At 51.1% G+C, this 15,793-nt stretch carries 15 protein-coding genes; 6 read left to right on the top strand and 9 right to left on the bottom strand.

What is annotated here, in order from left to right; genetic code table 11:
- Window positions 1-126 precede the first annotated feature (126 nt).
- The 3 genes from KW808_RS05835 to KW808_RS05825 form a co-directional block, all read right to left on the bottom strand.
- Window positions 127-462 (bottom strand): hypothetical protein, encoded by a 336-nt coding sequence (locus tag KW808_RS05835; protein ID WP_004568064.1) that lies wholly within the window; start codon window positions 460-462, stop codon window positions 127-129.
- On the bottom strand, window positions 459-1,490 hold the full coding sequence (locus tag KW808_RS05830) for an ATP-binding protein (RefSeq protein ID WP_231107899.1): 1,032 nt from the start codon (window positions 1,488-1,490) through the stop codon (window positions 459-461). Before KW808_RS05830 ends, KW808_RS05835 begins: the two co-directional genes overlap by 4 nt.
- Before the next feature lie 499 nt (window positions 1,491-1,989).
- A complete protein-coding gene (locus KW808_RS05825) occupies window positions 1,990-3,687 on the bottom strand; it encodes a SulP family inorganic anion transporter (protein ID WP_004568069.1) in 1,698 nt (565 codons plus the stop codon).
- A gap of 190 nt (window positions 3,688-3,877) precedes the next feature.
- Between KW808_RS05825 and KW808_RS05820 the strand changes: the two genes are divergently transcribed.
- A complete protein-coding gene (locus tag KW808_RS05820) occupies window positions 3,878-4,633 on the top strand; it encodes an SDR family oxidoreductase (protein ID WP_004568071.1) in 756 nt (251 codons plus the stop codon).
- An 80-nt stretch (window positions 4,634-4,713) separates the two neighbouring features.
- Here the strand turns inward: KW808_RS05820 and KW808_RS05815 are convergent, their stop codons facing one another.
- The 6 genes from KW808_RS05815 to ychF all read right to left on the bottom strand — a co-directional run bounded on the left by KW808_RS05815 (window position 4,714) and on the right by ychF (window position 9,736).
- Window positions 4,714-5,037 (bottom strand): carboxymuconolactone decarboxylase family protein, encoded by a 324-nt coding sequence (locus tag KW808_RS05815; protein WP_004568072.1) that lies wholly within the window; start codon window positions 5,035-5,037, stop codon window positions 4,714-4,716.
- 13 nt (window positions 5,038-5,050) lie between these two features.
- Window positions 5,051-5,854, bottom strand: coding sequence for an aldo/keto reductase (locus tag KW808_RS05810; protein ID WP_004568074.1), 804 nt, complete (start codon window positions 5,852-5,854; stop codon window positions 5,051-5,053).
- 62 nt (window positions 5,855-5,916) lie between these two features.
- A complete protein-coding gene (locus KW808_RS05805; RefSeq protein WP_034983959.1) occupies window positions 5,917-6,417 on the bottom strand; it encodes a 2'-5' RNA ligase family protein in 501 nt (166 codons plus the stop codon).
- Between the two features lie 849 nt (window positions 6,418-7,266).
- Entirely contained in the window at window positions 7,267-7,341 is a 75-nt protein-coding gene (locus KW808_RS05800) for a ribbon-helix-helix domain-containing protein (RefSeq protein ID WP_230622924.1), read from the bottom strand.
- A gap of 267 nt (window positions 7,342-7,608) precedes the next feature.
- Window positions 7,609-8,049 (bottom strand): YtoQ family protein, encoded by a 441-nt coding sequence (locus tag KW808_RS05795; RefSeq protein ID WP_004568078.1) that lies wholly within the window; start codon window positions 8,047-8,049, stop codon window positions 7,609-7,611.
- A gap of 601 nt (window positions 8,050-8,650) precedes the next feature.
- Window positions 8,651-9,736: a redox-regulated ATPase YchF gene (gene ychF, locus KW808_RS05790; RefSeq protein WP_004568081.1), complete on the bottom strand. Its 1,086-nt coding sequence runs from the start codon at window positions 9,734-9,736 to the stop codon at window positions 8,651-8,653.
- Window positions 9,737-9,931: 195 nt separating this feature from the next.
- On the opposite strand from ychF, the gene mytD reads away from it, so the two are divergent.
- The 5 genes from mytD to KW808_RS05765 all read left to right on the top strand — a co-directional run bounded on the left by mytD (window position 9,932) and on the right by KW808_RS05765 (window position 15,784).
- Entirely contained in the window at window positions 9,932-11,155 is a 1,224-nt protein-coding gene (gene mytD, locus KW808_RS05785) for a mycoloyltransferase MytD (protein WP_004568082.1), read from the top strand.
- A gap of 287 nt (window positions 11,156-11,442) precedes the next feature.
- Window positions 11,443-13,134, top strand: a complete 1,692-nt coding sequence (locus KW808_RS05780; protein WP_462574509.1) for a sodium-dependent transporter — start codon at window positions 11,443-11,445, stop codon at window positions 13,132-13,134.
- Window positions 13,135-13,137: 3 nt separating this feature from the next.
- Window positions 13,138-13,320, top strand: a complete 183-nt coding sequence (gene metS / locus KW808_RS05775; protein WP_003856848.1) for a methionine/alanine import NSS transporter subunit MetS — start codon at window positions 13,138-13,140, stop codon at window positions 13,318-13,320.
- Window positions 13,321-13,412: 92 nt separating this feature from the next.
- Complete coding sequence (locus KW808_RS05770; RefSeq protein WP_004568092.1) at window positions 13,413-14,882, top strand: AI-2E family transporter; 1,470 nt, start codon at window positions 13,413-13,415, stop codon at window positions 14,880-14,882.
- Between the two features lie 71 nt (window positions 14,883-14,953).
- Window positions 14,954-15,784 (top strand): DUF6542 domain-containing protein, encoded by an 831-nt coding sequence (locus tag KW808_RS05765; RefSeq protein WP_329955345.1) that lies wholly within the window; start codon window positions 14,954-14,956, stop codon window positions 15,782-15,784.
- Window positions 15,785-15,793: the final 9 nt, after the last annotated feature.

Genomic DNA, 15,793 nt, shown 5'->3' with positions numbered 1-15,793 from the left:
AGGTATCTGCGAATCAAAAAACGAGCAACACGGGAACAAAATAGACTCCGTGGTGAGGTTCATGACAACAGCAACTGTGTTGAAAGTGTCTAAAAATCCGAATGTTTATCTCTAGTGGCGTCAGGATTAATCAGAGTTAATTGGTTGATCCCATATGTCTTCATACTGTTGCGCGACTAGTGGCCAAATGATCTCGCGGACATCCTCTAGTGTGTTGATACCCTCCGCAAACTGCCCACGAAGAACAAAATCATGCGGTATGGTCCGACCGAAGTCGTCGGTGCGATCGAGCGGGTCGTCAATGCGGGCAGCTGTGAATTCTGGACTCGTCCGAATAAATTCTCTTTCCAACTCCCGATTTTCGAACGCTTTCCTATAAGTAGGAAGTGGATCATTTTCGGCACCATCGGCAAGGAACCGGAAACCCCAATTTTTCCCACGGGTCGCCCACATGATGGTCATGCGAAATCCCAAACAAGAATCTTATCGGTTTGAGCTTGTTTAAGTCTGCTGGTGAAATCAGCAGTGAGGGCTTTAAGGAACTCCCGCTTCTCAATAGCCACTCCACGCAGATTCTGCAGTTTTTCTACAGGCTGATCAACCATTTCCATCACAAGTTTGGCAAAATCTAGCATAGCTAGACCCTTTTTGTTGTCGACGAACTTGTTATTAACCATTTTGAAGATGACTTTCATGCCATTCTTAATAAGTTCATTTCCAACAAGTCTATTCGCCAAGTTGATTGGCAGGACTCTCAGCTCCTGCCACCAGAGCTGCTGTTGGATCGGCAGGACACAAGCCAGATGTAGGAGCACATCAACACCCTTGCGCTGGCTGAGATCAATATGTCCCGGAATGAATTTCGCTGATGATAAAAGTAGGAAGTCTTTTCCAAATGAGAAGGCTTCATCATTATCGATAAATTCGAGCAGCTTTGAACGCAGTTCATTGATTTCATTGCCTGCCTTTTTAATTAGCAGATTTTCGAATTCTGTAACCGTGAGATCCGGCCATAAATCAGCTTTAGACAAAGCAATCACCCAGATGCGAGGGAACTGTTGGAGCGGTGTACCATCCTCCAAAATCGCCTCTTTGATTTGGCTCAAGGATTCAGTGAAGCTATCAAAGAGGTACGTAAGATAGCGCTCCTCATCATCGGCATAGTCATGAAGCCTTTGCCCATCAACCAAAAAGAGTGCTACGTCTGAACCCAACAGGTTTCTAAAAGTATTGATCTTGTCCTGTTTTTCTGATTCCGTCGTGGCCCCTCCCTCGAACCACTCGCCAGGATAATTATTCCAGGTCACCCGGACCTGATCTGCCTTCCGTGCTTCTTTAATCGGAACACCTTTTTGTTTCAGAGAAAAGACTGTATTTTTTGACTCAAATCGATTCGCAGGTGGGAAAAGCGAATCATCTCTCATTCCCAGATACAGTCTCATCAATTCTGTGTGTCGATCATCTTCGGCAGAGATCTCGAATAATTTCACGTCCTCTTGCGAGGATTCCCGTGCGGTACCATAAAAAGAGCACAATAATGCAGTTTTTCCGCTTCCCGATTGCCCAAACAGTGCGATTTGCTGATCTACCGTTTTGTTTATGCACCTCATATTAGCTGTAAACTAAAGCTCAGCGCGCGCTAATGCGGTCCTAGATTTTGAACCTCGATTTATTGCTGCACAATCAATAAAACGTGTGCAGAGCTGGCGAGACTCTGTTATCTGATTGAAGAGTTCTCCCGCTGGTTGGCTACTGCAGAACTTGAATCTCTCGAAGGACAAGATGCTTGAGATTTTAGATTCCGGTGGCTGGGACGGAGTTATTTGAACCTCGAGTTCAGAATACTGTGAAAATCTATTGATTTATTTCGAACGGAAACTAAACATGGCTGAAGGCCGTATTTCGCAGATGATCATTGACGTTGTAATCCTCATTAAAGAGATGAAATCCAACAAGTTGATTCATGACTAAGTCCGCCAACCAGGCAGCTTAAAGTTCCAAAATTTCTTTCGGAACGCCTTCTGGATAGTTTCCAAAACGATCGCGAAACTCCACGGAATACCCCTTGACTGCAGTGGGGAGTGTGGCGAAAATGTACTCCTCCCCCACGGATTCAATGAAACCTGCAGGCTCGAGGCTTCGGCGTAGATCTTGCTTCACCCGGGCCATCGCAAATCGAATGCCTCTTTCTTCGAGGGTTTTGCGAAGTGCTTCCATGGCATCGACTGCGGTGAGATCAACTTCCGTATTCGCTTCAGCATTCAGTAAAAACCAATGCACGGGTTGAGTTGCTTCATCAACGGCTTCGATGGCACGCTTGGAAAAATCGTCAGCGTTGGCGAAAAACAGTGGCGAATCGTATCGAAACACCACGAGTCCTTCGACCGCTGTGGATTCAGGATAGTCCTCCAAGCTGTGCATTCCAGCCATGCCGGGCGTATACCCTAGGACGTCGGCGTAAGGGCGAGTGATTCGCCTGATGAGGTCCAAGATGGACAACGCAACCGCAACGCCGATCCCCGCGAGCACGCCAGAAGCCACAACGGATGCAGCAGTAGCCGCTGTGATGACCAACTCGCTCTTGCGGAAACGTGCGATCCTTTTGATCTCTGCGATATCAATCAACTGCGTTGCTGCATAAATAACTAAGGCGCCAAGTGCCGCATCTGGGAAAGACTCGAGCACAGGACCAGCAAACAACAGCACCATGATCACCAGCGCCACCACGACAAGTGAATGCACCTGAGTGCGAGCACCTGCCGTGTCTCCAAGAACAGTTCGGGAGCCACTCGATGACACAGGAAATCCCTGGAAGAACCCATTCGCCAGGTTCGCGGTTCCCAGTGCAAGCAGCTCCTGATTGGAATCAATCACCTCATCTTTTCCAGACGCGAATGCGCGAGCAGTCAACACATTGTCTGAAAACCCAACGATGGCAATACCGACGGCATAGGGCAACAACGACCAGATCTCTAGATCGCCAATCGAGGGAATACTTGGTTGAGGCAGGCCACGGGGCACCTCACCAATGACCTCAAGACCAAACCTATCCAGATGAAAAAACGCCACCGCGGCTGCTGAAAGCAGAAGAACCATGAGTGTGCTGGGAAATTTAGGCGTCAACCAATTTGCCAGATACAGCAAGCTCAACACCACGACTGCCAAAATCACTGTAGGAATATGTGCCTGGCCGGCTACTTTGATAAACGATATTATTTCCTGCCACGTCTGACCGCTCTCCACATCCACCTGGGTGACTTTGGACAGCTGACTGACGATCATCAAGACTGCAATACCGATCAAATATCCAACGAGCACCGGTCGAGATAATAGCCTGGTAAGAAAGCCCAATCGGCCAATAAAACCAACAGCGCATACAATGCCCACTGTAATAGCCAATAGTGCTGCTACTTCTGCGTATCGTTCAGGCCCGCCAGCTGCCCCGACTAAAGCTCCCACACCTGCAGCCGTCATCAGAGCGGTGGTTGATTCAGGACCAACCGAGAGATTTCGAGACGTGCCCAAGAAAAAGTACAGCGCCATGGGAGCCAGAACTCCCCACAGACCAACGACAGCTGGCAACCCCGCAATGACGGCATAAGCCATGACTTGTGGAACCAAGTATGCAGCCACGGTTATGCCCGCGATGACATCACCCTTCAACCAGGATCGTTGATAACCCCGCATCGCGGTAATCCCAGGTACAAAGCGCGCCCACTTAATACTCATGCTTTTAAAGATACTCGGATAAAGGCACAAAAAGGCTCTTTAAGAAGTTTTGCTAATACCAGGGTAAACAGCCACTCCCAGGGCAATTGAAACACGGATTAGATGGATTGAGGGAACATCCCAAACCCAAAGAACCTAGGAGAACATTATGAGTGAGACAGTTTTAGTCATAGGAGCAACAGGAAGCATAGGCCGACATGTTGTCTCGGAAGCACTTAACCAGGGATACCAAGTTAAGGCATTTGTCCGTAGCAAGTCCCGTGCACGGGTGCTTCCAGCTGAGGCAGAGATTATCGTAGGAGATCTGCTTGATCCTTCCTCGATTGAGAAAGCTGTAAAAGGCGTCGAGGGAATCATTTTCACTCACGGCACCTCCACTCGTAAAAGCGATGTGCGGGATGTTGATTACACCGGCGTTGCCAACACGTTGAAGGCAGTCAAGGGAAAAGATGTAAAAATTGTGCTGATGACCGCCGTTGGTACGACTCGCCCAGGTGTGGCTTATGCCGAGTGGAAGCGACATGGCGAGCAACTTGTTCGAGCTAGTGGACATGATTACACGATTGTTCGCCCTGGTTGGTTTGATTACAACAACGATGACGAGCGTCAGATCGTCATGCTTCAAGGCGACACCAATCAGTCGGGTGGCCCAGCCGATGGCGTGATTGCGCGTGATCAAATCGCGCGAGTTTTGGTTAGCAGTTTGAATGATGCAAAAGCACGAAACAAAACCTTCGAGCTTTCTGCCACTTATGGACCTGCCCAGGAAAGCCTGACCGCAACTTTTGCAGCTCTTCGGGCTGACGATACCGATGATATTGACGGCATCCTCGATTCCAATATCGTTCCTGTGGAATCCACTGCCCCACTATTCCAAACAGATCTAGCCAGCGTTTCTGCCTAGCGCCTAGGCCCTGCAGCTGAAGGTGGGCGTCGAGAAGCATGCTTTTCGACGCCCACCTTTATGTGTTTTCTGCCTCGCTATTACTTGGTGTAAATGTCCTTTGCGATGCGGAACGCAGCCCAAGACTTTGGCCAACCTGCATAAAAGGCCACGTGGGTGATGATCTCTGCGATTTCTTCAGCAGTGATACCGTTGTCTTTGGCTCGCTGAACGTGGCTTTCAAAAGAACTATCCAGCACGCCACTTGCCATCAACGTTGTCACGATCACGATGCTTCGGTCACGTGGGGAAAGCTCTGATTCCCTCGACCACACCTGGCCAAAGAGGACATCATCGTTGAGTTCAGCGGACTTAGGTGCAAACTCTCCTAGGATGTCACGACCTGCGGTTACTTTTTGTCCCATGATAAAAATCTTTCTACTTGCCGGAATACACAGGAAAACCGCTGTGCTCGCCATAATCGCGGGCGGTCACTTCCTGAAGTGCCGCCATGTCTTCCTCGGAAATTTCAAAGTTGATCTGCGCATTGGAGCTCATATGATCTGGGTTGGCAGTCTTTGGCAAAGACACCGTTCCCAGTTGAATTGTGTACCGAATGCATAGCTGCGGAATGCTCACGTTGTACTTGTCAGCAATCGCCTTGACCTGCTGGTTCTTCAGCATCTCTCCGTGGGCGATGGGTGAATATGCTTCGACCAGAATGCCCTTGGAATCGCAGAAACTGATTAACTCGCTTGGGGTGTTTCCAACATGCACAAGAAGCTGATTAACGTGAGGAGCAACCGTCGCGGAGTCTAAGATATTCTCCAGATCGGCCTCCAGGAAGTTCGAGACACCAATGGATCGAATCTTTCCGGCTTTGTAGGCATCTTCCAGCGCGCGCCACGCTTCACGGTTTCCCTCTGAATAGTCCCCACCACGGAAATCACTCCATGGTTGTGGGGAGTGAATGAGCATCAGATCGACATAATCCAAGCCCATTTTCGCCAAAGACTCATCAATCGCGGCGACTGCTCCATCGTAATCTTTGATTTCTGCAGCTAGCTTGGTGGAAATAAAGAGCTCCTCGCGGGGCACTCCAGCGGTGCGAATGCCTTCGCCGACGCCACGCTCGTTTCCATACGCTTGAGCAGTGTCGATGTTTCGGTATCCTGCAACAACAGCTGCGCGTACTGCCTGAGCAGCCTCGCTGTCATCGATAAACTGAGAGGTTGCCACCATGCGTCCACATAGCCGACTACAGCAGCATAAATGGATATTCACATCCCAACACTGCTATTTTTCTAAGCCTTAAAAACGGTGAGGTGATGAATTTTAGGTCGCCAATATGCAGCCGTTGTTGCGGTGAACTCTTTGAAATGCGGCGACGTCACCTCATCCAAGGCTCGAATGTAATCGGGAACAATCTCCCTCGGAAGCCGCAACCCCATAGTTAAGTGAGGAACCCAACGTTGCCCACGCCCGTTCGGATTAAGTGCGCTAATATTCCTCGCAACTTCCTCTAGCTCTTCAGATGTTTCCAACAGCCACGCCACGGTTTGTTTTCGCTTGGTTCCAAATACCACTGTTCCAACGCGCACGAATCTGGCTGGCATCACAGGTGGAAGCAGCTCCGAGGCTCGCTGCACAACGTCGTCTCGCATCGAGGGAGAAAAAGTAATAGTGATGTGTGGTTTTTGATTCTGGACGGGAAACCCTTGTTCCTCCAGACCAGCAAAAACCTCCCGCACCTGCTGCTCTTCCTTTTCGGGAAGATACAAGAGAATATTTTCTGGCGACGCCACCTTCTGATCACTTCCTTGTCCTTGAGGCTGCTTACACTCTACGTAATGTAAAAATGGGAGGGTCGTGGCGTCGAAAAGCAAAAATCGTTTGGCGCCTACTCTGACGGCATGGCATTCCCCGTGACAGAAGAAAAACCCAAGCACCGAAGAAATCCTTGGCAGGCGGCTCCCAGACAATTTGAGTGAAAGACTCCTCCAGAATAATGGTGGCGAAGTAATCGACGATGAAGGCAACGATTGGATTTTGCACCCGGTTCGTGATGACAGCGATCGAAAAAGGCTTGCCCGAACGGCCAACGAAACATCCGCGAGACCGAATCTGCACGTGAATGGGAAAATTTCCCCGAAAATGCGATCGCGCTTGCAAATGATGAAACCGGTGATTTAATTGTTTTGCTTCCTGATGATGCTTTCTGCATCTGGTCGCACGAAGATGAACCCCTGATCGAAACTAAACTTGAGGATGCGTAAATCTCCATCGCCATCCTTACAGCTATTCAAACCCAGCTATCTGCGGCAACAATACCGGTGACGCTTACGGTCACTGCGAACTGGGCGACATAGCGCTTTCGACGTCTCCCTCCACTTTCCCAAAGATCGAGGAAGTGGATAAATAACCATCAGTAACAGGCTAAACGCAAACAGAAGATTGTAGGGCTTGCCTCCACTCCACACTAAGTAGCTCCCAATCGCCATGAGCATAGTAACAATGACTGCACTTTTGGAGAACAGTTCTAGTTTTCCGTCTCACCACTCATCTCTCCGTTTACAAGCGCCGCACGTAAAGCAATAGAAGAGCTTCTCGCCCTTCCAATAAGCGCAAACCTGCACGAATGACTCACTCGCTGTCTAGTATCGACCTGATGCAACCTGCCTAGTGAGGAACGTAGCAAAGTGATCATCAAGACTGATGGAAGTATTCATGGCCATAACGTGACTTACCAAATTTGTCACTTTTCAATAGGCGTGTCATGCCCAAAACCAAAAGTTTGGTCCCGGTATCCAGTACTTCCGTAGATCAGATCGCGCGAAGGCTGTCCCATTTATAACGGCTATACAAATACCGAGTGCGCGCAGCAAGAATTTAGGTTAGTAGGTGGGCTTAGGAATCCGAGGTTCCAGACCAATGCTTTTCAACGTCTCCACCCACGTTTTTTCATCTTTTTTCTGGAAGATTTACGCTAACTTTCACTAGCTATGTAGGACGTACTTCAGTGTCTCCACGACCTGGTCGGTAGTTTTGCACCATCCTTGGGCTTCCGCATCAACTTCCTTCAGCGGATGTACCAGTGCTTCATCATGCAACGTCACATAGGGCTTTCCCAACGCGGCACAGTAGCCAGCATCAAAAGCTGCGTTCCACTGCTTGTATTTGTCGCCAAAGCGCACTACCACGAAGTCTGCCTTCTCAATTAAAGTTCGGGTACGAATGGCGTTAATCTTTGCGGACTGATGATCGCGCCAGAAAGAATCAGTGTTTTCTCCCAAATGATCACCAGCAGCATCACTCGCCGGATGATCGGTCACTGGCGCGGTAAACACCACATCCAATCCTGCTGCTTCCACTCCTCGCCGAATTTCTTCGCGCCAGTCACTATGGATCTCGCCGGAAAGATAAACATTAAAACTCATGACTAGAAACTCCTTGTGGCGTTCGATGAACCTAGCCTACTTAACCTCAAGGTATCAGGTGCCTGGACTACATGTTTGTGAGCTCACGCAATTTCAAGGTGGGAGTGTTCACGTCGTTGAGCCGGGCAAAGCTTGGCACGCGAGAGGGTTGACCCGATCCTCTCGGACGTCAGCACGAAGTTCACAGCTACCCTGCAGTTAACCAATCGGGCCACGTGCCACGATGCAAGTAATAGCTGAATGCGCACGCAATCTGCTCGATCAAGGATTCGGGTGCTTGTTCTCGAATAAGACCAAGCGTGTCCGTCAGGTGCTGGGCAAGGAAACCGTCATGGAAACCTAAGCGGGAAACAAGCTCGCAGACTTCCTCACCTTCCGCTTCCCAGAGTGGCTCTCCTGTCTATCGAGCTCCTCGTCGCGTGAGCCGTCGCGGAATACTGTCACGATTTCAGCAAACGTGTATGGCTTCAATTCGAACGACATACGCACAGCATATCCAAGACCTATCTTGGTCTACGCAGTGTCGGTGGCATAACCCGAAGCACTGACGCCGGAGCCCACGAGGGCTCCGGCGCTTCAGCGAAACGTTAAAGCAAATCCGCTAAACGTTGAATTTAAAGTCTACGATATCTCCATCGACCATCACGTAGTCCTTACCTTCTTGGCGGACTTTGCCCTGGGCCTTGGCTTCCGCCATGGAACCAGCGGCGTCGAGGTCTTCGAAGGAGACGATTTCAGCCTTGATGAAGCCACGTTCGAAGTCAGAATGGATAACACCTGCTGCCTGTGGAGCGGTGTCGCCCTTGTGGATGGTCCAGGCGCGTGATTCCTTAGGACCTGCGGTGAGGTAGGTCTGCAGTCCGAGGGTTTCAAATCCTGCACGTGCGAGGGAGTGTAGGCCTGGTTCGGTTTGGCCTACTGCTTCGAGGAGTTCTGCTGCTTCGTCGGCTTCGAGTTCCAGAAGCTCAGTTTCGGTCTGGGCGTCGAGGAATACGCAGTCTGCTGGTGCAACGAGTGCGCGCAGCTCGTCCTTCTTGGCGTCGTCGGTGAGCACTTCTTCGTCAGAGTTGAAGACGTAGAGGAAAGGCTTCGCAGTCATCAGGTGAAGGTCGCGGAGCAGTGCCAGGTCAATTTCGCCGGCCTTTTCTGCAGAGAACAAGGTGCGGTCGTCGCTAAGGATCTCGAGAGCCTTCTTGGTCTCGTCGAGGACTTCACCGAGAGCCTTGTCCTTTCGGGCATCCTTCTCGAGGCGAGGCAGTGCCTTTTCTACGGTCTGCAGGTCAGCGAGGATCAGCTCGGTGTTGATCACGGAGATGTCTGTTGCTGGGTTGACTTCGCCGTCGACGTGGATGACGTTTTCGTCAGCGAATGCTCGAACAACCTGGCAGATTGCGTCTGCTTCACGGATGTTAGCGAGGAAGGCGTTACCCATTCCTTCGCCTTCGGAAGCTCCCTTAACGATTCCGGCGATGTCAACGAAGGACACGGTTGCTGGCAGGATGCGCTCAGAGCCGAAGATTTCAGAAAGGCGTCCAAGGCGAGCGTCTGGAAGCTCGACGAGGCCCACGTTTGGCTCGATGGTAGCGAACGGGTAGTTCGCTGCGAGCACGTCATTGCGGGTCAGGGCGTTGAACAGGGTGGACTTGCCAACGTTGGGCAGGCCGACGATTCCAAGAGTAAGGGTCACAGGCACATATCCTAGCAATCGTTGGGTAGGAACCTAATCAGGAGGCACAAAAAGTGCCCAGAGCATTGTCGACTGCCTCCAAAAAGGTGAAATTTCACTTTAGATAATTGGCGGTCATTACACCCTCACACGAACAACTGCTACATTAACTATCATATTTTATTCATCAATACTGTTGCCGGAGGCATCGTTTCCTTGAAGCTCTTCGTATCCCGCGCACTCATCGCCGGTACCGTCTCTTTAACTCTTTTCTCTTCACCACTCGCTTCCGCACAGAGCTCAGGACTCAGTTCAGGACTCAGTTCAGCAACTGATTCAGAGCAAGATTCTGAGAAAAGCTCCGAATCCGGATCTTCCGCTCAAGATTTCATTGCGCTTTCTACTGCCAACCCAGATCTCACTGGCGGTTCTGTTGAAGGATTGCTGAGTTCGATGTCGCTGATTGGTTCGTCCCAGTTGCCTCTTGGCGGCCCGCTCTTGAGTAGTGATTCCAACTATCCGCTCGAGACAGACCCCTCGATTACTGAGGCAAGAATCGTCGAAAAGCGTGATTTAAATGGTCTTCGATTGGAAAAATGGTCAGTTGCTTCGCCTTCGATGCAGCGCAATGTAGATGTGCAGATCATGAAGTCCGCGGAGTCGGACTCCCCTGCTCCGATGCTGTACATGCTTGATGGAATCGGCGGAAATAAGAATTCTTCTGGTTGGATCAATGGTGGCGAGGGCCCGAAGGTTTTCGCAGATGAAAATGTGACTGTGGTAATGCCGTTGGGTGCTGCTTCATCCATGTACTCGGATTGGTTGGAAGAGGATCCTGCGTTGGGGCGCATCAAGTGGGAAACTTTTATCGTTGAGGAGCTCGCTCCCCTGCTGGAGGCTGAGGAAGAGCTGAACTTCAATGGTCACCGTGGCATCGGCGGATTATCTATGGGCGCTACTGGTGCAGTTCATTTGGCTAACTCGAACCCTGATTTCTTTGATGGAGTCATTGGAATCTCTGGTTGCTACTCCACGCTTGATCCCATCGGACAAACCACGGTGTCACTAATTGTTAATTCTCGCGGTGGCAATGTGGAAAATATGTGGGGTCCTACTGGTTCTGAAACTTGGAAAGCTCACGATGTCACATCAAATCCTGAGGGGCTGCGCGACATGGCTGTCTATTTGTCAGCTGCGAACGGAGTTGTAGATGACATCGATTTGGCGGATTCCGAGGAAGAGCCTTTCTACAATTTGCTGGCAGGCGTAGTGCTTGAGCGTGGTTCGCTGAGCTGCACAGAGGCATTGGATGAGTCGATGAGCAGGGCAGGCATGACCCATCAAGTTGTAGACTACAAAGATTCCGGCACGCACAATTGGCGCAACTTTAATCCACAGTTGCAGCCTGGTTGGGACGCGATTAAGCACGCTCTTTACTAGAACGCTGGTCTTATTCGTTTGATAACAAACGCGCTATCACTCTGTGCAGTGGTAGCGCGTTTTTGCAGTTTTTGCATCATTTCGTACACAGCATGGAAATCTATGCGAATTCTTCCCTATATCACTGTTAAGATCATTTCAGTTGTATTTTAGTCACCCCATTTTCCAGACTGCGGCCACATCAGGCTTAGAACGAGGAGAGCATTAGGTTCGGACCACACACAGGACTGTTCCTTTGCTTGGGGAGTTCTTATTGGTCCTTTGTGCATGACTGGAGACTCGTTTAGATGTCAGCTCCACAAAAAACGCCCCCGGCGTCCCCTCAGAAGGGTGAACGCCGCGAAGTTTTCTCATCCCGTACCGTCTTTATTCTCGCCGCTATTGGTTCCGCCGTTGGCCTGGGAAATATTTGGCGCTTCCCGTATGTCGCTTATGACAATGGTGGCGGTGCCTTCCTTATTCCCTACGCGATTGCGCTGCTTACTGCGGGTATTCCACTGTTGTTCCTCGATTTCGCGATCGGCCACCGCTACAGGGGTTCCGCCCCTCTTGCTTTCCGACGCTTCAAAAAACAAACCGAAACCATCGGCTGGATTCAGGTCGGAATCGCTTTCTTCATCACCATTTATTACGCCGCGATTATTGGTTGGGCTGGTCTTTATGCCTTCAAGTCTCTGAATAAGGCGTGGGGATCTGATCCAGATACTTATTTCTTCTCTGACTTCTTGAATTTCGATTCTGAAGCAGTTGTTTCAATGGATATTGTTCCGCAGATCGCCATTGCACTGTTTATTGTGTGGATCGCCGCCATTGCGGTTCTTGCGATCGGTGTGGATAAGGGCATTGGTCGTGTGACCATGGTGTTCATGCCGTTGCTGGTGATCATCTTCCTCATCGTGGTTATCCAAGCGGTCCTGCTTCCTGGTGCTGAAATTGGTTTGGATGCGCTGTTTACTCCTAACTGGGAAGCTCTGAAGAACCCGACCGTGTGGATCGCTGCTTACGGCCAGATCTTCTTCTCACTGTCTGTGGGATTCGGCATCATGCTTACCTACTCCTCCTACTTGAAGCCACGAACCAACCTCACCAACACTGGTTTGGTTACTGGTTTTGCCAACTCCTCTTTCGAAGTGCTGGCCGGTATCGGTGTTTTCGCAGCGCTGGGCTTCATGGCTGCAAATGCTGGCGTTGGTGTGGATGAAGTCGCGACCTCCGGCATTGGCCTTGCCTTCGTTGCTTTCCCTGCGATCATCAACGAAATGCCTCTGGGCGGACTGTTCGGATTCCTCTTCTTCAGCTCATTGACCATCGCGGGCTTTACTTCCCTGTTCTCTCTGTTGGAAGTGGTTGTTTCCGCAGTGAAGGATAAGTTCGGCCTGAATCGTAAAGCCACCGCAATTGGCGTGGGCGTTGTCATGGCTCTGCTTTCCTTGGGTCTGTTCTCCACCACCTCTGGTCTGGCAACGCTGGACATCATGGACAAGTTCACCAACAACATCGGCATCGTTGCCGTTGCGTTGATCGCAGTGGTTTCCATCGACTGGGTGCTGCGTCGCATCGATGAATTCTCCACCCACCTCAACGCGATCTCCGCATTCAAGGTGAAAACCACTTGGCGCATCTCCGTTGTCAACATCACCACCTTGGTTCTGGGCTCCACCCTTGCTCTTGAGCTCACCTCCCTGATCAATGAGCCTTACGGCGGCTACACCGAGCTGCAAAACGGCCTGTTTGGCTGGGGCGTGCTGGCTGTCATCCTGGCGGCTGCATTCCTTTTGCCCATGGTTTCTTGGCCAAAGGGCACGCTTGTCGACGGCCCACCCGGCTCCGACTTCGGCGTTCTGCCGGAGTTTAAGCGTACGCTGCACCGCCCGCGTCGCTGGGCATCCAATGAACCGATCAGTCCTTTTGACGCCAACGAGGACGCATCACGCTTCCCGACCGTGGCAATCACCAATCCTGAAGCTAAGGAGTCCTAAATCATGGGAACTACTGCAATCATCATGATGGTGTTGTTCATGGTCATCATTTGGGGTGGCTTGGTTTTTGCCACCATCGCACTACGACGCGAACCAGATGAGAAGGTTGGACTGTTTGGAACCTCTCCATATGCCACCGACACTGTTCTTATTGAGCAAGAGTCTGAACGACCTGCAACGGCCTAAAGATCTCTGCAGGAAACACTCCCGCCACAGTCGCTGGGAGTGTTTCGTGCTTTAAAACCAAGAACCATGCAAAATAGAGAACTGTGGCAACAATGGATGATTTTACAAAGGGCCCTGATGGCGATCCCAGCGACAACGCCGATAACTTTGCGCATTCAGCATCCGACTCCACAGCAGAGCCAGCGTCGGAATCGGCTCCCACTAAGCATCGAGAATTACCTGATCGAGTGGACCGTTCTGTGGTCATCAGCGACTACTTCAAAAATGTTTCCATGTGGAGCTTGCGCTTGGTGTTCGTTGCGGCTGCCGCTTTTGTGCTGTGGTGGGTAACAAGCCGGTTCTGGCAGGGCGTTTTGCCGGTTACCTTGGCAATCATCATTTGTACTGTGCTGTCCTCACCAAACTCGTGGTTGCGGAAGCATGGAGTTCCCAGTGTGCTGTCGGCGTTTATCACCATCGGCACGTTTTTTGCCGTCACGGGTGCTATTTTGTGGGTGATCGCACCGAGTATCGCCCAACAATCTCAGGTGTTGTATTTCCAGGCATTTGAGGGCATTTTGAGCATTCAGCTCTGGCTGCAGGGTCCACCGTTGAACTTGGATTCGGGTGATTTGAGCCGCTACTTCAACGAGGCCGCCGCGTGGCTGCAAAACCAGGCAGGTGCCATTGCTGGAGAAATCTTCTCAGGCCTGGGCGCTGCAACCAGTGTGCTTGTAACGCTTGGAGTGGTATTGGTTCTCACATTCTTTTTCCTCAAAGATGGCCACCGGTTCCTCCCGTGGGCCAGGAAGATCGGTGGAGAGCAAGCTGGCTGGCATGTCACTGAGCTGCTCACCCGTGCGTGGACCACCTTGTCAGGATTTGTCCGTGCGCAGGCGCTGGTCTCTGCGGTTGATGCTGTGTTCATTGGCATCGGTCTACTTATTGTGGGCGTTCCCATGGCATTGGCGCTGTCGGTGATTACCTTTGTTGCTGGTTTCATTCCCATCATTGGTGCGTTCACCGCAGGTGCGTTGGCAGTGCTCGTGGCATTAGTCTCGCTGGGCTTTACCGAAGCGGTCATCGTGCTGGTTATCGTCGTGGCAGTGCAGCAGCTGGAGGGCAATATTTTGTCACCGCTGTTGCAGTCAAAGGCTATGAATTTGCACCCTGTCATCGTGTTGCTGTCGGTAACTGTCGGTGGCACGCTCTTCGGCATTGTCGGTGCATTCTTAGCAGTACCAGTGGCTGCGATGATTGCTGTATTCTTCCGCTATTTCCAGGACATGACTTCACTACGTGCTGGCGAGAAGGTGGCTTCTGATCTGAAGTTTGAAAGCGAATACGGCGAGTTCGCTGGCCGTGCCATGGAAGCCGATGGCGAAATCTTCCGCAGGCGCTACTACCAAGACTTGCTTGGTGGCGACGCTGAGACCAACAAACTGAAAATTCCTGAGTTTTTAGGTGAGGATCGTGAATCGGTAGATCCTAATGAGGTTCGTCGTAAAGAATTGAAACGAAGGTTTACCTCGGCAAGGACGGCAACTTCGCAAGCATTCGATAAAATACGCAAGAGAAACTGAGACTCCATAAAAGCTGCAGAAACTGCAAGTGTAATTAGTAAATAGCAGTTAGATCGGTAAAGTAATCACTCGTGTCACATGGATCAGCATCGTCGAGGAGAAGCTCTAGGCCGCCCCAGCAGACCGCTTTTGTCGGTTTGCCAACGTGGTCTGGACCTTCAGTTGTTTTGGCATCCCTCATTACGGGAATGCTCGTCAGCCTGATGTTAGGCGTGATCGGGCTGCCCTATCAGCTGATTTTCATCATCGCTACTCTAGGTGTGACGTTGCTGGTTGAGGCCCGCGGATTATTCTTGACGGTTGCGTCCATTCCCATTCTGTTTGGTATTTTCACACCACTGACTTCGTGGTTTGTGTCCCAACAAGGCGTGGCTGCGAATGTGTCCCCTGGTGTTTCCGTCACGGAAATCCTCACGGCTGTTTATCCTTTGGCGCAGTTGTTCCCCACCCTGATCATGGTCACTTTGGTGGCGGCATTGATCGCTGTGGTGCGGATTATTCTGCTGCGCAGGAACCAGGAATCTCGTCAGGTTTCTGGGGAACGCACCCGGCGCGCGCAGCGTGAGGCTGAGGAAGCTAATCAGAATGCTGCTCGTCGTGCTCGCGCACAGAGCACGAGGGTACAAAGTTCTAAAACACGTAACCGTCGCGCGCAACCAACTGGCGATACCGGTTCACAAGTCACGGTTGATGAGTTGATCAGGCGTAGCCAGGAGCGCCGGCAAACTGTTGCGCAGCGCCAAACTGAGCGCGGTGTGCCGTTTACTCCAACTCCGGGTCCTGTGGTGGCCCCCAAGCCGCGCCCGAGCACCCCTGAGGCGCAGGCTCCTACGGATGTGGGTGAGCGTCGACAAGCAGCCCCTAAACGCCGCATCTCGCTCGACGATGATCTGTACAGCTAAAAAATCCCC

The sequence above is a fragment of the [Brevibacterium] flavum genome (assembly GCF_019317305.1).
Classification (GTDB): Bacteria; Actinomycetota; Actinomycetes; order Mycobacteriales; family Mycobacteriaceae; genus Corynebacterium; species Corynebacterium glutamicum.
Note: the sequence above shows the minus strand (reverse complement) of the source record. Positions and strands in the feature narration are given on the sequence as shown.